An 18,797-nucleotide genomic window follows, 5' to 3' on the forward strand; every position below is an offset into this window, starting at 1 on the left:
AATCGTGATGAAGTATAAACGGTATTAATATGCCTTACTAGTGCTACTTTTAAAGTGAAGAAATTAGCCGCTAAATACTCAGCTCCAATTCGGGCTGAACATCCTGATTCAGCGAAAGAGTCTTTCCTGTAGCGCCGAAGAGCAGAGCTTCCTGTGTATTAATCGCAATGCTACGGGAGTGCTCTTTGTCAGGATCGTAGGTTTTGATTTTAACCCCCTGAGCTTGCAGAGTATCAAGTACCGACTTGCAGGTGTTCTTTGGAACAATCGCGACGTCAAAGTCGTCCAGTGTCACCACCTTATTGAACTTCACTTCAAAATATTCGGAAGGTGCATTCTCCAGTGCGTCCATGAGGCTGTTTATCGCCTCAAGCGCATCGCTATCGATATCCTTGAAGCTCTCCAGTGCATTCACATTACGGCATCGTCTTGCGTAATCTACAATCTCTTCATAGACAGCATCCCGATAATGCATTGAATTGGTTTGATACAAATAGTAAGGCGCGAGAATGTCAGGCAAGTCTGACAGTTTATCGCTCAGCTTGGAGCCAATATCTTTCATGGTTTCGCGAGGAACGAGACGGCTGATGTTTTCTGAAACCTGTCGTAAGCTTGTCATGCTTTTCGCGCAGTGCGCCCTGACGCTATTTGCACCCAGAAAAAGGCCGCTCTCAGCCCCGTTGCCTTTATGTTTCATGGCTTTTAACAGGTTTTGCGCGGTATAGGCCGCTTTACGTCTACTGTTCTTACCTTCAGCGTAAAAATAGGGGGTGTGGAAGGCAGATTGTATCTGTTTGTCTATCCATGTTTTGTATTCGCTGTCTAGGGAGGGGGATTTTTTCAACCTTCCTAGCAGGCTCTTGCTGACTTTGATGGTATCAACAGGCTTGGGATCTTTTTTGCATCCGGATGCATAATCTGAAGCCTTCCTTAGCGCCGTAAAGGTAGGGGCTATTTCGCCATTCACCTCTTGCAGGTACATTTTGGTGTAATGAGTCTCCATGTACTCAATTTCTTCTTTCAGGTAGGCTGCGTTTTCAGGATTGTCGAGATCGCTTTCACTTAGCTTAAGTCGTTTCATGGCAAAATCTTTATAGTAATGACTCATAGCCTCCTGAAATAGTGGCACCAGCGTCTTGCCATCAGGATCTTGCCGCATATCGAACTGAGCAAGCTTCTTGAGGTAGCGGCGTCCATCTTTCAGGTTATCAAGGATACTGATACCGGACGTGCGCTCCTTGCGATATACACGCGGATTGTCGCCTCTCTCCCGAAAGAATGTCAGCATTACCCTGATATCATCATAAAAGCGCTGGGAATTGTGTTTGGCTCCTTTTTTTAGATCGGAATCTTCAAGATAACCTGCCCGTGTGTGGATGTTGCTTAAATCCGCCGTCAGAGATTGAACCTTTTCACTGAAGCGCTCCATCGTTACTCTGCTCCATTGGTAGTAGCAGGTCGGGTAGCGAGCGGTTGAGGTGTCACTGGTATAAGCAGGGGTGGTGCGGAAATTCACTTTTTTGGGGTTCATCAGCAGCGTAATTTCACCGAAGTTTTTATACTCGTGAATCGTGTTGATGACAGCGAGGGACGGGCATACAAGCCCGCCCATCTCTGAAGCAAATAATAAGTTATCAGCCGTTAAATTATGGGTAATGGCCATTTGCTCTTTCAGGCGCATAATATGAAGACCTTAATAATAAAATACCGGTCTCCATTATAACACATGTATTATTTTTGTACGTGATTTTGGTAGCGTAGAATACGATAAGGAATGTCGTTGGAAATTCCTTCCTCAATCACGCCTTTAAGAGAGAAGGTGTTGAGGTATTCTTCAGGGAAAAAGGTGTCAGCCCCCTTTACCTCAATATCAAGCACGGTAACAAACAAGTTGGTGCAGTATGGTAACATCAGGCGATAGACAGAATCGCCACCAGCTACGAGAAAGTGTCGCTTTTCTGCCAGCAAAACCGCTTCGTCAATAGAAGTGATTACGGTCTTGTCAAAATCAGGGTTGGTGCGACTAAGCGTGTATATCAGCCTGTCGGGCAGTGTTTGGTTGGGCAGTGACTCTACGGTCTTTCTACCCATTATGAGGTATGTATAAACTTTGGAGGTTTTCCTAAAAAACGCCATGTCGGCAGGGCATTTCCATGGCAATGTATTGCCTTTTCCTATTGCAAAGTTTTTGTCATGCGCGACGATCATATCCAGCATTGGAAGAATCCTTTATTTTTTAAGTGGTATAAAATAGTTGACCTATTATAATATCATTCACCATGTATTCAACAATGAGATCGGAAAGATGGAAAAAGTCACAATGTACTCAAAGGTATCTGGGTGTGGTTGGTGCGTAAAGGCGCTCGATATGCTGAAGGTAGATGGTTACGAGATTCAGCTGATAAAGGTGGGTGAAGATGTATCAAAAGAAGTTTTCATCGCGGATATATTCGAGCGAACAGGCTGCATGGTAGAAACTGTTCCTCAAATCTTTATCGGTGAAATCTATGTGGGAGGACACGATGACTTGGTGGCATACCGAGAGAAGCAAAGCGAAAACTTAAAAAGTGAATTTGAAGATTTCGATCTTTAAATTGACGGCTGGCCGGAGAAGGCGAAGGTTGTCTCCGCCTTCCATCACTTTAAAGCTGCTGAAGTAATTGACCGCGTATCTTGTCTGAAGTAACAAGAATCATGGCTTCATGGATGTTAACTTCATACGATTCGGTCAAATTAATTACTTGCGGAAACGTTTTGGCAAGTGGAATTAGCGTTTCTGCTGAATATTGAGGCAGAACGGCTTGCACGTACAGCAAACCATACTGTGTTTTGCTAAGTTCAAATAACGCTTTTGGCAAATCGTCTTTGTTGTGAGCAAAAATTTGCTCAACGTCACATTGCTTGGCAAAGAAGCAGAGTGTTTCCTGAAGCTTTTCGATTTTGAATCGCTGAGTGCTATAGCTGCTTCTGGATAATTCCTTCAGTACTGTATCTATCTCCGCCTTAACGAGTTCAGGATTTCTGAAGTCTCGGAGTACAAATTCCTGAGCATTCTTGCAGGCCGGAGCTGTAATCAAGCTCTGAAAGGCTTCTCTCTGTTCGTTATCACCGTCTAGCATTCTTTTGATACAATTTGCCAGAGCAGTATTGCTTCCAGAGTACTTGCTGTTTTTGAATTCGGGGTCGATAAGTCCCAATTCGGCTGCCTTGAGGGCTGTTTTTAAGCTGGTGAAGAAGCCTTTGGCGATATCTAACTCGTTTTCTGCGGCATCGTGCCCATCAAGCAGGTTCGTATAAGGGAGTAATTCAGAAAAAGCATCAAAATGTTTTTCCACATCTAACCCCTTCATTATGCAACTCAGAAGAGTAGCCTGACTTTTGTACTGTTCGCCATGATTGCGTACATTGCGTCTCTCCGGATGGTTTGCAAAATGACGCTCTAGTAGTGCAATACCTCTTTCCCTCAACGGCTTTGAACCCTTGAATATATCATTAAGGGCTGCAATATCTGCAAGTGAAGGGTCGATAAGATCACCTGACTCATTATCGAGAAGCTTAATGATAAGATCTTCAATCCCTATCGATTGCGCATAACCCTCTTGCAGAAATGGGGTGAGTGTATAGAGTGCTTTCAGCTTATCTCCGTCGAATACTGCAAACAGTTCCGCGATATCATTTTTGATGCTTTCGATATTATTGCGGGAAAAGTCAGCCACACTCTTGTCTAAGTCCTTTGAGAATTTATCTCCCTCAAAATCATAGAAGGCGATTTTGCAAAGACGGCTGAAGATCGCACGAGTCAGCGGGGCAGCGCTGTATCCATTGGAGTCTTTGTTGTCAAGCTTGATCAGAGTGGTTAGAGATTGCATCAGATTGGCCTTTATTTCTTTATTTGATTTGAAAATAATAACACAAAATAATGACGATGTAAAGTTTTATTGTGTAATCAGTCTCATTAGGGCAGCTCTCCCTTGGTCATTAATGGCCGTCTTATGCATCCATTCAAGGGGCTGTAAGTCCAGTGTGGTAGCCATCATGGAAAGCTTCTTGTCGTGATCTTTTATCTGATTTGATTTATTGATAAATTCCACCACTCTTTCTTCTGTGATGTTGAAAACAATGTCTTCCAGCAGGTAGCCCAGATCAGACATTTTCTGTTTGACCTCATTGCGGGTCATTATCTGATCTACTATGCCTATCTTTTTATCTGTTCCGTAATATTTGTTGAACAGGGTGTTCAGGAGTTTTGAAAGAGAAGCGTCTTTCTGATGGTAGTAATGATTTCGTCCTGAAGGTTTTTGGTTTTCTGCTTTAAGGTATTTTTCAAATGCGACCCGTGCTACTCGCATACGGTTTTTCAGATTATGCTTGCTAGAAGACACATGCAGAATGCGCTGTGCGAGTTCAACCCATTTACCTGACTCTGTAAACAGCAAGTCCTCTAAAACTGATAAGGCAAACTCAGGCGCTTCGTTATCGTGTGGAATACCGAGTCCTTCTGAAGCACTGTGATAACTGTGGAAGTCAGTTAACATTGTGAGCAATGCGTCTCGCATTCCTTTTACATTTTCTACGTAGAAGGGATATGCAGGGGATTGTCTCAAGGAGAGTACAAGGCTTTTAAGATAGCTCAGTGTTGAGTCGGGGTCGGTAAAGTGTTGCTCAAGAGAAATGTTCAGCAACATTGTAAAGAAGCCTGATGCGTCATCTGAATTGCCAGCTCTTTTTATCATTTCTGCTTCTACTTCTGCGATGCGGCTGCCAGAAGTTATCGGCAATGAAATCTGAGATAAAATTTCAACCAGCGTCATATAACCCGATATCTTTTTTACATAAGCAGCAAAAGCCTCACTCATTAGCGACGTCATGTCCATGTACTGCGGGTTGGGTATTGCAGCAGAGAGTTCGTATACGCTCATACCTGTGGATTCCGCTACCTTTGCAATATATGCCAGACTGGCGTTGTGCGTAAGGGTAGATTTGAGGTTGATTACACCAAGTCCAGCCGCTTCTTCTGTCAGGGATTCTGAGATTAAGCTTAAGCGTCCCGCCGCTTCAGCCCCGCTATCTCCGGAAGCACAGAAGTCAGGATTATTTTTGCGGATATCCTTTAAAAACTGAGAAACGGTAGGTATTGCTCTTTTAGTGTTAACGCGACTGTCTAGTCCGTAAGGTATGGCTCTTTCTAAGAGTGAGGTGTCAGAAAAGACCGGCTGGAGCATACCGTACCGCATAGCGAGGTTGTAGCATTCCATGCTTCCACTTTCGAGAATACGGTTAATAACGTCGAGCGCGTCTTTCGGAATGTTATTTTTATCAAGTTTGCCCCATAGTTGTTGAGATTTTAATTTTGCCTCTTCTGTTGTAAAGTTCGTTGTCAACGGGGAGATATCTCGATTCCAGCATGCAGCAAGCCATACGCTTTCATAGACAACTTTAAAGCGGCGGGACGCGGCATTAACGATAGGGGCCAGTGTTGAGTAGTTCTTTCCCCAAGTGAGGGTGCGATAGACATCCAGATCAAGCGGGTAATCATTGCTCTTTAGTTCGAAATCTAACAGGTGACTGCAAACCTCAGCGTCGCCTTCTGATATTGCTTTCGAGATGAAGTTTGTAATGAGTTCGACCTGTGACATAGAGTTAGCCATCTACTGTTGGAGAGAGCTTATATTATCACAGACAGCCCTCAAAGTCAATTTATTAGTGCGATAAGCTTTGCTTTGCCAAGGCCGTTGAGCTGGTGGGCATCGGTGCTCAGAATCTCAAAAGGTGTCAAATTGAGTCGGTTGAGGATTAACAGACATGCTTTGTCTGATCTCCCTTTTGATGTATTCAGATGTTGTATAAAGTCACTTTTTTCAACGTTGATGAGGTAAAGCCAGTGGAGTGTTTCTTTGTCCGACTTGCGTGACAGCTTTTCATAATCTGATGCAGCCCGATTCAGTGTTTTGCTGGTAATGGTATTGAGGCTGTCGTATATTCTTGCGGCATCGTAATAATGACCGTAAAGGTTGGTGAAATTTCTATATTTTTCACAGCGCAATATGTAGTCGAGTGCGTTAAGGATCTCGTCAGGCGAAAATATGTTGTGACCTACAATGTCCTTGATAAATCGGGTACTAGGATCTTGATGGGTTAAAAACTCCGCATAGGTCATGAATGCCCAAAGTGTATAGGTAAGAGCTGTCCGGCGTTCGTCTTCCGGTAGTGAAAACACACTGTTCAGGTGCTCTGCATCAAGTGACTGGATTATAGATAGTAGTTCATTGGATAAAAAGCTATCGGTAAACTCTTGTATATTCCACCCTTCGAGTGCTTCGACGCCTTGGTGCAGAGGAGCTATCTCCCCCCATAGCCAGTTGCTGGTAAGATTATCCGGCTCTTTGCTGGTGATGCCAAGGAATGCTCTGCGATTACTGTAGTGAAGTTTAAATATTACTGAAGGCACTATTCCTTTGTCAGCCACTGTGGCTGCCGATCTTAATGCTCTCCATATGGGTTCTTCACAGGCAATGGCCTCTGTTGGTGTTATTCCTATTTCTCGCAGCATCTCATCAAGATCTGTTTCAGAAAACCCCCAAATTCCCTTAGTGTTAAGGTTTTCCCAAAAGGCTGCGTAGGGTTCATTCTCCGGAGTGTTCTTCTGTAGTGACATGCCTCAGTATCTCTCAGTAAGTAGTTCTGTAGTAGCATGCCTGACTGTCTCTTTTTTTACACCCCTTATATCCTACAGTGGCTTTATCAGAAGGGACGCAGCGCCAAGAGACATGTTGCCAGTCCCAGCCAGCTTTAAGTCGGAACTCTTCAGTTCGGTCTGTTACGCCAAAGTAGATGGGTTTGCCGTTAAAGCGGACAGTGCAGGCCAGTTCAGGATGTTTTGTATTATTGCGTACAAAAAAACGAAGCTTTCCTTCCGGCGATCTGCTGAAATTAATGCATCCGTTACCCTTGCACTGCTCTCCGGCTAGTGTGCAAAATGAAGATAGCAGGCATGCGGCTAAGAAAAGGTGTTTAGTGCTAGTGCGTGAGAAGAATTTCATGGGAGAATAATAACACGTCGTCGCTGTGAAGTCAATGCAAAAGTGGTTGACATTATATTTATGTAGTATAAATTAACAACAGAGAATTGTGAAATAATTCACATATAAGAATTATCTATTTTAAGGCTAATTGAGTTTAATTTAAGGTTATTGATATGAAAAAGTTTGGGATGTTGGCGTGTTCTCTGCTGATTGCATGTCAGGCAAATGCAGGCTTTGTTCTGAGTAATGGGCAGTCGGTCGAAGCATTGGAACTGAAAGAGAGTGTGATCGATTTTTATGACAGGGGAGGAGATGTTATCTATTCCTCTAACACCGGCTATGAGCAGAAAAACTCTGTAGTGGCGTTTTTGACATCATATATGGATGAATTGTCTCTGGTGGTACTTATTGACGGCACTTCAGTGCAGAATGATAATACATCTGGTAATGCATCAGTGTCTTTGAATTCTGATAGTCTGTCGAATGACTTTCTGCTTATAGACGATCCTAATGATGTGGTGACTAAAACTGCGACAGGATATGATCTCTCATTTAAGTGGAACAAAGCTTACAATGACGGCTTTATCTACGACATGACGGATGTTGAAAATTTGTCTTTGTTGTTTACATCTAAGCAGCTGGATGACTTCTTATTTCTGTCGTTTGAGGACGGGGGAGTGATTGAGTATGACACAGGTAATGATTATGCTATTGATTATGTCGAACCCGTCTCGTTATCTCCTGCGAAAATGTCAGAGGTTTCAGAGCCTGCGAACGTAGGTTTGCTTGCAATGGGTCTGATAGGTTTGGCAGCCGCAGGTCGTAAGCGTAAGAAGATCTCTAAATCTAAAAATGTGGCGAAATAGCAAGTAATTTACTTAATGTGATTTGCAAGAATCAAAGTCCAGCAAGGAACTTGCTGGACTTTTAAGTTTGTGGGTACTGATACAACTTTCTGCAAAGTGAGTGGTTTAGTTCTGTTAAATATCCTCAAGAACCAAATGCTCACCCCAGTCTTTTGTTGGTGCGTTCTGATGGGGCATTGTGATCCACACGGTTTCAGTACGCATTCTGGCTGGTTTATCCGGTACATCAATCGCCCCATCGGTAAAACAAATAATAGGGGCTTGTCCGTTGTTTTTAACTTTTGCATCCTTCCAGATGTACTCAAAAGCCGGACAGAAGTCAGAGCCGCCGCCACCGATTGATTCAATGCGACCTTCTTTAGCGGCAGCCATTACCTCATCGATAGTCAGGTGTTTCTTTACCTCGGCGTCAGCCCAGACAATTTCAACCCCGTATCCGAAATTATGTACCAGTTTACGGATCTGACCTAGTGCGGCCCTGACCATGTTTACACCTTCCTTGTCCCACATACTGCCTGAAGAGTCAATCAGGAAGTATAAAGTAGGCTTATTCGCAATCATCTTAGGATTCAGGAAGTTGCGGCCTGTGTACAGATTCCGCTTATTCTGGCGCTTAAAGCTTGGGGTAGCCGGAAAGCCAAATGCACCAAAAAAACGTCTCAGTAATTTATCAAAGCTCAGCTTAGGGTTTAAGATCCCTTCGATTTCAGTAACCATCCATGCAGGCAGGCTGCCTTTGCCTGAACGGTTGTGGCTGATATAGGCACGTTGTAAGTTGTCTGTCCAGTTTTGCTCTGCTTCTTTTCTAATTTTTTCAAGCTCACTGTCGCTGATATCTCTTCCACGGGATGCGCCGTAGTACGCTTTTTCAATATCCCGCGCCAGCCCTTCATCAACATCATCTTCAAGCTCAAAGTCATCGTTCTGAGATGATTCACCACCCTCAGAAGAGTCACCACCTTGAGAAGAGTTACCACCCTCAGAAGAGTTGCCGCCCTCAGAAGAGTTGCCGCCCTCAGAAGCGTTGCCGTCCTCAGAAGAGTTGCCGCCCTCAGAAGCGTTGCCGCCCTCAGAAGCGTTGCCGCCCTCAGAAGAGTTGCCGCCCTCAGAAGAGTTGCCGCCTTCCGAAGAGTTGCCGCCTTCCGAAGAGTTGCCGCCTTCCGAAGAGTCGCCATCTTCTTCCTGTTGCTTTTTCTTTTCCTCTGCCTCTTGAAGCAGAATCAATCGAATTTGCTCACCGGAAAGATTTCTGAAGCGTTCATCACACAACCAGCCTTTGCCCACTTCCATCTCAGGGTCGTCCTTAATAGGCAGATTGATAGCATAGTCATGAGCTTTGTTTGACAGCTTCAGTGCTTCTTTTGAATGTATATCAAAGCGCGTCCAGAAATTCAGTGCTGGGTGCATAGCTTCGTGAGCCAGCATGCCTTTAATACACTCATGCGAAAGAGTATTGACGTAGAAAGGGTTGTACATGCAGATACCTGATGGGGTAACCGCAGCGGTTTTGATCCGGTGCAAAAATGCCGCAGGCGCTGGCTGAAGAACAAGACCAGTTGCCAAAGTGCCGAAAAATGGGGTGGTGCTTTGCATACGGAATCGGGCGATTGTTACAGCACTTTTCGCCGCTTCGGTTTCTTTTTCAAGTTTGCTAAGCATTTCTTCGCGAGTCATTTGCATTCTTTTTCCGCTTGTAGCTTGTATGTTCATCAGATTATGCATTTATAATAACACGTTTTGATACCAAAGTCAACTCGCGTGTTGGGTAATTTGTGCGTTTTCGGAATTTTTCTGGATATGTTTTTTGGCCTGAGGTGCGTATGCTGGCATATTGAGCAACTTGCGGCAACGACTTCTTTGTATGCGCAACCGGTGCATAGCGAGCGCTGGGCTTATGAGCAACAATAATCCTGAGACAAACCCGTAATCCAAAAGGGGAGTGAGGTTGTGTTCAGCGATAATCTCGCGTGAGAGTGGTACGCTACCGATAACTGCCAGCGCACAGCACAAGAGAATTCCTATTCTGAATACAATCGCTATGCGTTTACGGAGGTAATGCAGTTGTTTCTCTATCAGGGCAACTTGATTCAGGGGCATGTGCGACATTATTCGTTGAGTAGCAGACAAAATTGCGAATGTGGAATAGTGCATATATGCCTCAGTACCTTGTTGTCAGAGCTGGTTATAATAACACAAAAAAGCTCAAAAAGTCAACAGAGGAATGAGTGGGATTTTAAATACACTATGTAAATTGTTTAGGGTACAATAAGTTCACTTTACTATCAGGTGTATTTTATGAAACAACAACAGTTACCCGTTTGGATTGCGTGGTTGGTACTTCTTGCCGAAGGTTTTGTGTCGGTGTCTCTTCAGGTTATCTTCTTTAGGCAGTTAGAGCCTTTTGTAGGTGGTGGTGCAGTTATTTATGGCCTGCTTGTGGGCTGCTTTCTGGCGGCGCTGGCTGTCGGGTATAAGCTGGGAGGAAGCAGGGTAAACAGCCTGAATAGTCTCGCTGTGAATTTTGCAGTGGCAGCAATTTATATTGGCCTGACTTGTTCTTATGTTGTCACGGAAAAGGCATTTTTACTGATGGCCGGAATAGGAACACTGGAGATGCAAGCTGCTTTGTTCTTTGTTGTCGTAATGATGCCTCCTGTCATTTTGCTTGCGCAGACATTACCGCTTATGACCGGCATGATTCACTCTGGTTCTGTGTCGGGTTCAGCAGGTACGGCACTAAGTCGAAACACAGTGGGTTCAATAGTCGGGGCAGTAGTGACGCCTATTGTGCTATTTCATTATTTTGGAATAGGGTGGTCAGTATTTATAAATGTTCTGCTCTTAGTTGCGCTGTGGTGCTTAACCGGATATTACTCAAAAAACAGTCGCCTCTCCTTTTTCTTGGCAATCCCTGTAGTAGTGGCTTCTGCTTTGTCCTATAAGCTGAACGTAGAGGCGGAAAAAGTTACTTTCATCAAAGCAACAGAATATGCCAATTATAGTATTCGTGAAGATGCTGATGAAAGAGGTTATGTGGCCAAGATCCTTGAACTCAACAAAACTGCCGCGAGCGTATTGGCGAATGAATCTACGTTGGGTTATATCTCATTTATGCGAGACTACATGAAAACACAACTGGGCTTTGTTGATAATGATGTACTGGTTTTGGGGTCGGGAGGTTTTACCTTTTCCTATCTGGACGATACGAAGAACCGTTACACCTATATTGATATCGATCCTGCCATCAAGGCTATTGCTGAAAAGTTCTTCCTTCAACAAGGTATAAAAGGAAGGTTTTTAGCAGATGATGCAAGACACTATATTGCAACATCACAAGATTTCTATGACCTTATTGTTATCGATCTCTACACTAACCCAAGAGCTATGCCATGGCATGTGACTACTGTTCAATTTCTTGAGTCCGTTGCAGACAGGCTTAATGATGGTGGTTACGTCATGCTGAATCTCGTTCAGCGTGTAGGTTTTGACGACAGCGAAAGTAAGAGAATGCATGCTACGATAAACACTGTGTTTGATTACTGTTATGCTGTGCCGCTTTTACGTGGTAAGCAGGAGATCGGTAATGTTGCTTATATTTGCAAGAAGCCAACAGGTGATACGGTGTACCGTAATGTCGATGACAGGGTGATGCATTAGGCAAAAAAAAGGGGGCTGTTGACAGCCCCCGATTACACTGATGAATACTTTCTGTTACTTCCTGACCTTTGTCTTAAACATCGCATTAAGCAGGTTCACGAACTCTTTGTTATTCTTGTACTTGTCTGCAATGATGAGCTTTCCTGCCATGGCGAGAACTTGCTGGCGTTGTTTCTGCTCTTCTTTTGGAATGTTCTTGTCACCCGCCCAGTTGGTAAGGTAGTCGATAACGAAGCCCATTAGCTCCATGTTATCTTCTGCCACCAGCAGTACGCGGTCAAAGAAGGTGTCCAGTAATTCATTAATCACGGCATCTTTGCCAAGATTCGCTTTGATTTTAGTCATGGCGAAGTTTCGCAGGCCAAACAGTACCCCGATAGTACCGCCCAATAGGTGACGTTTTTCTGTAGGTACTTTATCCCAGCAGGAGCGATCTGCCATCAGCTCTTCCGCAGTCGGATAGATCTCAAAGCTACGGGCATATGACTCATAAGCAGCACCGGCTTTATTACCTACCATTGATTTGGCATAGGTGCCTGCTGTACGGAAGATGAAGTCAGGCTCAAAGTTACGATAACCGCCCTGCTGGAACATACCCCGACCTACCCGTGTCCAGTCCCGAGGGGCGCAGGATCTGCCAGATTCGTCAGTAGTATCTTTATCACCAGATTCAGGCGCGAAGAATTTAGGGAAATCCTTCAGGAATCCAACAGTAGTAGGGCAAATATCCTGATTCTCAGGGCGAGTCAGCCAGTGGTTGAAATCAGGCTCATGATCGATAACCACCGAGCGCCCCAGCAGTGGCGCTGACCATTCGATTGCGTATGCGCCATCGTCAGTGTTGTTGCCTGTCAGGAAGATAACAACATTGCGTCCAATTCGCTGACCTGCAATAACACCAAATTGAACAATTTCAAGCAACGCATTCTGGAGGCGGCCATCACCCAGAGTTACATCGTCAAACAGCAGGATGCCGTAGTCATCCCCGATATTTCGCTCCAGAAGTGGTTCGATAGAAACCTCTGAAAGCGCCTGCTCTACGCGAATAGTCTTGCGCACTTCTTTAACCGGATTGCCGTTTTCGTCCATGACGCGCTGGCCGTTTACGTGCTTATACTCTTCTGCTTCTACTTCCATAGGGTAGTTGAAGCTGCCGAATTCCTCATAGGTGCGTGACGCCATAGGAATACGCACGAAGCGCTCACGAGGCACGAACGGCAGTATGCTCTGAGCCAGATCTGTTTTGCCGATGCCGGGGCGTCCTCGAACGATAATGGCGCTGTAGCGATCACTACCATCAGCTACCAGTTTCGGGATTTTGTTTAAGATTGCTGAGCTGTCAACGTACATAGTAATTCCTTCATTTCATCAGTGTGTACATATTAACACAGAACGATATGTATGTCAATATGTTTTGTTGTGCATTTTAGGAGGTAAGAGTATTATCACCGCACCTCTCCAATACGCCAATAATAACACAAAGCGCATGCCATTGTCAATTAATAAATTGAATATATTAGTCCGGCTGACCAACTTTCGTATTGGGGATTCTGGGACAAGAAATCGTATGGAGAAAGACATTCTACTTTAGAAATTGCCGACAGGCAAAGTCCGGTAATGGCGGGGCGGTTGCGGTATCTTGAGTACGGAAGTCGTCTGAAAAGACTATGAGCTACAGCAGGAGCATGCTCGCATGCGGCAAGAAAATACAGATACTGATTAAAAGGGATGGCGGTATCAAACCCATTGACAATTCCTTTTTCAGAATCTTTTAAGATCGCATGAATGAGTGACGCGCTGAAGGGAGGCTCAATGGGGAAAGTGTCAATCAAGTAGCAACAACAGCACTTTGCTTTCGCGTAAACAGCGGTCATAAGATACCCGCTTTCTGGAGCATGATAGTACGTCAGTACATAAGAGAGCAGTGATGCATTGTCAAAAGTGATGGCAAGATTGCTAAGCATGTTGTGGTTATTTTGCACCCAAGTTCTGAGTTCACGCTGTGTCTCACTCTCCATTCTCTCAATGAACTTGGAGGCTGGCAGTTTGGCAATTTCAAGCGGGTTTTCAGGCGCGTCTTTCATGACAAAGCAGTTTTGGGATGTGGATGTGATTAATATTACTGCAAACTATAAACTGTGCAGTATGGTTTGATATACGTGTATTTATCAATCGATACAAAAAGAGCGCCTTGTGGCGCTCTATCGTGAGCTGGTGGATTGTTATTGACAAGCTTCAGGTGCATCAGCCGTATTATCTGTAAGCGCAATAGCTTCATCACCAAAGCATCGCTCAGATGTACATACTCTCACGCCGTAATCAAAACTGTCAGTATCGACATCAGAAATTAACCCTTTATTCTCAGATGTTGTCATGACGGGAGTGCCGCCACTCACCAGCATCGCGTCGCCTTTTGGGAAGGACAGAATTTCGAAATACACATCATCCTGACTTTCAGCAATAACTGGCAATGTCACCTCTGTAATGGCGCACAGTCTGGCCAGTTCGTCGTTATCCGTTGCGTAAAGTGTTTTGTCGCAAAACTCGGTATTGTTCAGTGCTGGCGTCAGCGCTAAAACTTCTTTGCTTCGGTACGATCTGACGGCCTCGTGAAATGCATCTGCATCAAGAATACCAATGCCGCAGACGTTCGCATCCTGACACTCATCAGCTGTGAAGGCGTTGGACGTTGCCTGCATAAAGAACTCAAGCTCTGCAATACTTAATGCGCCAAATTCCGCTATTGCATTGCCTACTGTGGCAGTCACGACAGGCGTTGCGAAACTGGATTCTGTGTACCAGCCGATAGCGTCAGGATCAGCCAGAAGGCCCGCCACCATATCGCCGGAGGCGGCAATATCAATACCGGTTCCGGTGTTGCTCGAATCATACAGCCCGCCGTTCTCGCTTGCCGCTGCGACCACGATGACGTTGTTGCAGTTTGCGGGGATGAAATTGGCCGTATCTACCTGTGCATTTCCAACTGCCACAATGACTGGGACACTGGCTGCCTTTGCAGTATTAATCGCATCCTGAAAGAAGCTGGGGCACTCACTGGCCTGACCGCCAAGAGAAAGGTTGATTACGTCAGCAGTTTGAACTGGCGCTCTGATGCCATCAATATCACCGCCCGCCATCCATGTGACGCTATCAGCGGTATCTGATAAAACGCCTGATCCACAATTCATGGTTTTTGAGGCAAGAACATTACTGTCTGAAATGCCTGCAATGCCATAATTGTTGTCTCGGATAGCTGAGGTTACGGAAGCAACGCCAGTTCCATGGACAGAGCAGGCTTCTCTCCCTTCAATGGTGTCAGCTTGCTCTTCGTTGATAAAGTAACGTTCTTCGCGTTCACCTGCGGTGGTATTAAAGCCATACCCGTCAAGATAGGGGATGTCAGGATGCGCCCAGAATCCGCTGTCAGCAACACCGATCACGGGCTGGCGTAGCGGGGTGAGGTGGCGAACGCTGTTCAGGATATTGTTGTAGTGCGGTGTACTCTCAGAATACTTTCCCCAATAGTACTGCGCTGAGTAATAAGTATCGTTTGGCTCGTATTCAGCACTTTTTCCCTGCTCCTTTACAGAGATGCTGCTGGTTTTGTATACATAGCCTGTCTGTACCGACTCAGGTTTGTTGTCGGGTGTTGTGACAACAATATCCACGTCTACGCTCTGTCCTGTCAGTGCAGACAGGCGGGCGGCTTCAGCTTCGGGATTGGTTGCCTCAGTTTTTATTATGGTGCGATGACCCTCGTCGTCCGTTACCACCAGCTGCTGTGTTGCATTTGCGTTTGCGCTGATGATCAGGGCGCTAAGAATAAGATACGTACTCAGTTTCATGGTCATTCCTTAGTTGCTCGCCAGACAGACTTGTGTGTCAGTGGGGATGATGTCTTCCAGCAAAGTGTATTGCTCTTTGAAAGTCCAGCTTCCATCCAGATAGTCACCATACGATTCATTGCCATAGAACAGGCTGTATCCGCCCACGTAGGTCTGCTTCAGCGTTGCAAACTTTGGTGTATTAGGGATTTCCAGAGCATTGAATGCCTCTATGGTGAAATTCAGGGAGTCAGCTAGCCCAGAGTAGGTGGAATTGAAATCAACTATTAGTTCGGCAAAGTCACTTTCGGTGATGACATCTTTGTTATCAAGGATAGATGCAGCTTGCGATGATGCAGTTCCGGTAAAGTTTGCTGTAACTTCATTAACTTCGGATTTTACTTCGCTCAGCCAAGTTTTTGTGTCGGAAGAAGACATGATGCCGTAGAGGTACGCCTTGTCGGCAAGATACGTTGCCAGAACAAACAGTTCAGAGGTGTCAGTCATTTCATCAAGTAACGATACTGCGTTTTCAAGATCTGCTATGTCGGATTTTAACGAAGTATTAATAATCCGGACGGTCTGTGAAAGGCTTGCTGTGACGTTACCGTCAGTTAGCTCCGCTGTGAGGTTAACCGTTTTTAACGCCTCATCAACCACATCCAGCACATCTACAGTAAATATAATGCTTGAATCGGCGAGCGTGTAGCTGATGTCAACACCATCAATCTGCGGCACTGATACGCTAAGAGACAACGCCTCTGTTCCGTTATAGTCGAAATCGACCTCGATATCTTCATGGGACTGCTCTTCAACAGTCACAGCGGTGCTGGCAGAGAAAGTAAGGGACGCAGTTTGCGTCTGGCCGCCAGAATCAGGCTGGTCGGTGTCGTCCGTGTCATCAGAACCTTCAGCATCTGCGCCGGAGTCGTTAGAACCCGAGCCGACTGTACTATTTGATGGTGCAGGAGAGAGGGGAGTGCTGGTGGATTCGCTACCACCGCCGCCGCAGGCCGTCAGTGTTAGCGAGGCAATCGCTAGCAAAAGGGCTTTTATATTCATTCCTTGTTGTCCCGTTGTTGTATGTTGTGAGTTCACAATTAATATAACACAACATTGGCACGATGTCAATGCTGTGTTATTTTTATCGGGTATTAAATGTATACAATGTTATATGAAACGATAACTTTCTAGTTCAGTGGAAGGTGCTCGCCACAGTGTGTGATGACAACCCGACCCTCAACAATGGCAAAGTGAATGCGAAGACTATTGATCACTCCTCTCGCGACACCAACGATAAGATGCTGAGGCGTGACAAGTTTACTTCCCTTGTACTCAAAAGTCCGGTAGCTCATCAGTCTGCTGTTGCCAGATACGGTTTCACTTTCATTCGCCGAGTATGCTTTGGGGGGGAATACATTACGTGCTTCAGAATCAGGTCTGCCGCCATTTATCATTGGCAAGTAGGCTGTTATGAGTTTGGTGAGATAGTCGTAGACCTTTCCTATGTTGCGAAATTCGGCAGCAATCTCTGCGCTCTTTTTTGCCTCGGGGAGGAAAACCACATTGTCAGGGTATTTGTTTTCTATGACGGTAAGGATGTCAGGCAGGGTTATCTGACGCGCTGCCAATAGATCAGGCAAAGGATCGTAATCTGTCTCAGCGAACACGGCATTTTCATTACCGTTGTCCGTGTCATGGATCATGCCCTTGAGTAACTTTAGCTCAGCTTTTATGGATTCACATTCCTGTGTTTTCATCTCAAGCTCCTCATGGAGCAGGGCGTTTTCTTCTCGGGTTTCCGTCAGGCTACGAACATTATCATAGAGCTGGTGGATGGTCTCACCAAGACCGCTATTTTCGGTATTCGGTTGTTTAAATGAATCGGGGCTGATTATTCCGTCAGCGATATCCTGTGTAGAAAAATTGTTGGCAAATACGCAGATGTTACGCATTTGGGTTATGTAGCTACTCGTTGCAGTTGAAAATAATGTAACGAGTTCGTCAGCCTCTTTGCTTCTGTATTCCGCTTTGCTTTTCAGATCCTGAAGTATCTTCAGGCTACTGGCCAGTTTTTCCTGATTTTCGAGCGGGTCGGCAGAGAGTTGCTGGTAGGTTGCAATGCCGCTGTCGTATTCATCTGAAATGACCGTGCATTGGTTGGCTAATTCGAAAAGCTCTGTATTAGCTGCTTGAATTCTTTCTCCGGTGGTTATCAGCATGGAAGCTACCTGTGCCGCATAACCATCTACATTAACCTTCTTGGCTTCACCGACGAGCGACTGGCACGACTCAATGGTGTGCTCAAGAGAAGAAAGCTCCAGCTGCTTGTGTTCAAGCTTGAGTTTTCGACTTAGATTCTCCATTGCTGTTGCGGCGGTGTTGCAAATTTCCTTGGCCGTCATTAGATCGTTGAGAAGAAGATCGGGGTAGCAGTCAAGAATGATCAGCATCAGACGTTTGGATAAAGTTAAGGACTCGTTAACAACCTCAGTGTACTCAGAAATGCTTTCACTGGCGTGCCACTCTGTGAAGGTGCCCATGACGGACTGTAGCATGGTTTTCAATGAGGTTTTCTGAAAAGAATTCAGTGATGTATTAAAGAGAATGCAAGGAATGCTTTGAGGAAAAAGCTTGAAGAAGTTCATTTCTGGCGTGTACCGCAATCTCTTATCAGCAATCGCTTGGTATTTATCCGATAGATTGAGCCTGCCGCCTTCCTCTCCTTGTTCGAATGCTTGCTTGTCGATGGTCGTCCATCTCAAATAGCTATAGTGTTCTTCGCATTCTGGGTAAATGAACAACACCGCCTGATAAAGTATGGAAGTATCGTAAATCATGCTCAAAGCCCATATGGCTTTGTGCGCCTCTTTATCGTGACGGTGGTTTTTAATAGTGTTCATTATTTCTGGAAAAGCGAGACTGAACACTGTCGGGACATCGACCTCAAGTCCTTTAGAGCCATGATCGCGTAAATAACTAAACACTGCACTGATAAGTGGGATGTCTGTCGTCACAGACACCTTGTCTGATGAGCGACAATTGTTTTCAAAGCTTTCTGTGTCGTCCAGAGACGCTATGGGGTAGCCGTAATGTTTTTGAAAATATTGATTTAGTACATGGATAGGTGGGTTGCATCTATCCGGCCAGCTCCATTTGTACATATCATTGACAGAAGAGAGCAGCATAGGGTTGAGTATTACGAGTTCGCTGATGGTTGGTTTTCCTGTGATCATCATGTCGCCCGGAAAGCCAATCTTCTTGAGGCAGTCTGCATCGCGAGTTTTGCTGATCATCTGAATAAACATCTTGATTTCTTTTTTACTCTTCCACCGGCCCGTAATGGATTTGTTCTCAAAAAGGCTCAGCTCGCTGGTGGTGAATGGGTGACCGAAGGGACTGCAAGTAGGGTACATTTTTTCCATAGC

The 18,797-nt window shown here is 45.2% G+C and carries 14 protein-coding genes; 3 read left to right on the plus strand and 11 right to left on the minus strand.

The features are described 5' to 3' along the window. Positions 1–70: 70 nt before the first annotated feature. Positions 71–1,681, minus strand: coding sequence for a hypothetical protein (locus ACXAGR_RS11190; RefSeq protein WP_474850215.1), 1,611 nt, complete (start codon positions 1,679–1,681; stop codon positions 71–73). Between the two features lie 50 nt (positions 1,682–1,731). After that, complete coding sequence (locus ACXAGR_RS11195) at positions 1,732–2,217, minus strand: dihydrofolate reductase (protein ID WP_474850217.1); 486 nt, start codon at positions 2,215–2,217, stop codon at positions 1,732–1,734. A gap of 103 nt (positions 2,218–2,320) precedes the next feature. Here ACXAGR_RS11195 and ACXAGR_RS11200 point away from each other — a divergent pair, with 103 nt between their 5' ends. After that, positions 2,321–2,593 carry a glutaredoxin gene (locus ACXAGR_RS11200; protein WP_474850835.1) on the plus strand — a complete coding sequence of 91 codons (273 nt, stop codon included), beginning with the start codon at positions 2,321–2,323 and terminating at the stop codon, positions 2,591–2,593. A 49-nt stretch (positions 2,594–2,642) separates the two neighbouring features. Here the strand turns inward: ACXAGR_RS11200 and ACXAGR_RS11205 are convergent, their stop codons facing one another. The 3 genes from ACXAGR_RS11205 to ACXAGR_RS11215 form a co-directional block, all read right to left on the minus strand. Next, positions 2,643–3,869, minus strand: a complete 1,227-nt coding sequence (locus tag ACXAGR_RS11205; protein ID WP_474850219.1) for a hypothetical protein — start codon at positions 3,867–3,869, stop codon at positions 2,643–2,645. A 66-nt stretch (positions 3,870–3,935) separates the two neighbouring features. After that, on the minus strand, positions 3,936–5,636 hold the full coding sequence (locus tag ACXAGR_RS11210) for a hypothetical protein (RefSeq protein WP_474850221.1): 1,701 nt from the start codon (positions 5,634–5,636) through the stop codon (positions 3,936–3,938). Positions 5,637–5,692: 56 nt separating this feature from the next. Continuing rightward, positions 5,693–6,655: a hypothetical protein gene (locus tag ACXAGR_RS11215; protein ID WP_474850223.1), complete on the minus strand. Its 963-nt coding sequence runs from the start codon at positions 6,653–6,655 to the stop codon at positions 5,693–5,695. A gap of 540 nt (positions 6,656–7,195) precedes the next feature. On the opposite strand from ACXAGR_RS11215, the gene ACXAGR_RS11220 reads away from it, so the two are divergent. After that, a complete protein-coding gene (locus ACXAGR_RS11220) occupies positions 7,196–7,888 on the plus strand; it encodes a hypothetical protein (RefSeq protein WP_474850225.1) in 693 nt (230 codons plus the stop codon). A 114-nt stretch (positions 7,889–8,002) separates the two neighbouring features. On the opposite strand, the gene ACXAGR_RS11225 is transcribed toward ACXAGR_RS11220, so the two are convergent. Continuing rightward, positions 8,003–9,568: a DUF2201 family putative metallopeptidase gene (locus tag ACXAGR_RS11225; RefSeq protein WP_474850227.1), complete on the minus strand. Its 1,566-nt coding sequence runs from the start codon at positions 9,566–9,568 to the stop codon at positions 8,003–8,005. Positions 9,569–10,183: 615 nt separating this feature from the next. Here ACXAGR_RS11225 and ACXAGR_RS11230 point away from each other — a divergent pair. Beyond that, positions 10,184–11,545: a fused MFS/spermidine synthase gene (locus ACXAGR_RS11230; RefSeq protein WP_474850229.1), complete on the plus strand. Its 1,362-nt coding sequence runs from the start codon at positions 10,184–10,186 to the stop codon at positions 11,543–11,545. Positions 11,546–11,599: 54 nt separating this feature from the next. Here the strand turns inward: ACXAGR_RS11230 and ACXAGR_RS11235 are convergent, their stop codons facing one another. The 5 genes from ACXAGR_RS11235 to ACXAGR_RS11255 form a co-directional block, all read right to left on the minus strand. After that, positions 11,600–12,895: a hypothetical protein gene (locus tag ACXAGR_RS11235; RefSeq protein ID WP_474850231.1), complete on the minus strand. Its 1,296-nt coding sequence runs from the start codon at positions 12,893–12,895 to the stop codon at positions 11,600–11,602. Positions 12,896–13,044: 149 nt separating this feature from the next. After that, positions 13,045–13,629: a hypothetical protein gene (locus ACXAGR_RS11240; RefSeq protein WP_474850233.1), complete on the minus strand. Its 585-nt coding sequence runs from the start codon at positions 13,627–13,629 to the stop codon at positions 13,045–13,047. Between the two features lie 138 nt (positions 13,630–13,767). Further along, on the minus strand, positions 13,768–15,390 hold the full coding sequence (locus ACXAGR_RS11245) for a S8 family serine peptidase (protein ID WP_474850235.1): 1,623 nt from the start codon (positions 15,388–15,390) through the stop codon (positions 13,768–13,770). A 9-nt stretch (positions 15,391–15,399) separates the two neighbouring features. Further along, positions 15,400–16,431, minus strand: coding sequence for a hypothetical protein (locus ACXAGR_RS11250; RefSeq protein WP_474850237.1), 1,032 nt, complete (start codon positions 16,429–16,431; stop codon positions 15,400–15,402). 128 nt (positions 16,432–16,559) lie between these two features. After that, on the minus strand, positions 16,560–18,794 hold the full coding sequence (locus ACXAGR_RS11255) for a hypothetical protein (RefSeq protein WP_474850238.1): 2,235 nt from the start codon (positions 18,792–18,794) through the stop codon (positions 16,560–16,562). Positions 18,795–18,797: the final 3 nt, after the last annotated feature.

The organism is Alteromonas sp. ABH4_457, from assembly GCF_056160625.1.

Coding starts and splice junctions, on each gene's coding strand:
- ACXAGR_RS11250 (WP_474850237.1), bottom strand. CDS start 16,431: ATGAATATAAAAGCCCTTTTGCTAGCGATTGCCTCGCTAACACTGACG.
- ACXAGR_RS11200 (WP_474850835.1), top strand. CDS start 2,321: ATGTACTCAAAGGTATCTGGGTGTGGTTGGTGCGTAAAGGCGCTCGAT.
- ACXAGR_RS11215 (WP_474850223.1), bottom strand. CDS start 6,655: ATGTCACTACAGAAGAACACTCCGGAGAATGAACCCTACGCAGCCTTT.
- ACXAGR_RS11225 (WP_474850227.1), bottom strand. CDS start 9,568: ATGCAAATGACTCGCGAAGAAATGCTTAGCAAACTTGAAAAAGAAACC.
- ACXAGR_RS11235 (WP_474850231.1), bottom strand. CDS start 12,895: ATGTACGTTGACAGCTCAGCAATCTTAAACAAAATCCCGAAACTGGTA.
- ACXAGR_RS11255 (WP_474850238.1), bottom strand. CDS start 18,794: ATGGAAAAAATGTACCCTACTTGCAGTCCCTTCGGTCACCCATTCACC.
- ACXAGR_RS11210 (WP_474850221.1), bottom strand. CDS start 5,636: ATGTCACAGGTCGAACTCATTACAAACTTCATCTCGAAAGCAATATCA.
- ACXAGR_RS11245 (WP_474850235.1), bottom strand. CDS start 15,390: ATGAAACTGAGTACGTATCTTATTCTTAGCGCCCTGATCATCAGCGCA.
- ACXAGR_RS11195 (WP_474850217.1), bottom strand. CDS start 2,217: ATGCTGGATATGATCGTCGCGCATGACAAAAACTTTGCAATAGGAAAA.
- ACXAGR_RS11240 (WP_474850233.1), bottom strand. CDS start 13,629: ATGAAAGACGCGCCTGAAAACCCGCTTGAAATTGCCAAACTGCCAGCC.
- ACXAGR_RS11220 (WP_474850225.1), top strand. CDS start 7,196: ATGAAAAAGTTTGGGATGTTGGCGTGTTCTCTGCTGATTGCATGTCAG.
- ACXAGR_RS11190 (WP_474850215.1), bottom strand. CDS start 1,681: ATGCGCCTGAAAGAGCAAATGGCCATTACCCATAATTTAACGGCTGAT.
- ACXAGR_RS11205 (WP_474850219.1), bottom strand. CDS start 3,869: ATGCAATCTCTAACCACTCTGATCAAGCTTGACAACAAAGACTCCAAT.
- ACXAGR_RS11230 (WP_474850229.1), top strand. CDS start 10,184: ATGAAACAACAACAGTTACCCGTTTGGATTGCGTGGTTGGTACTTCTT.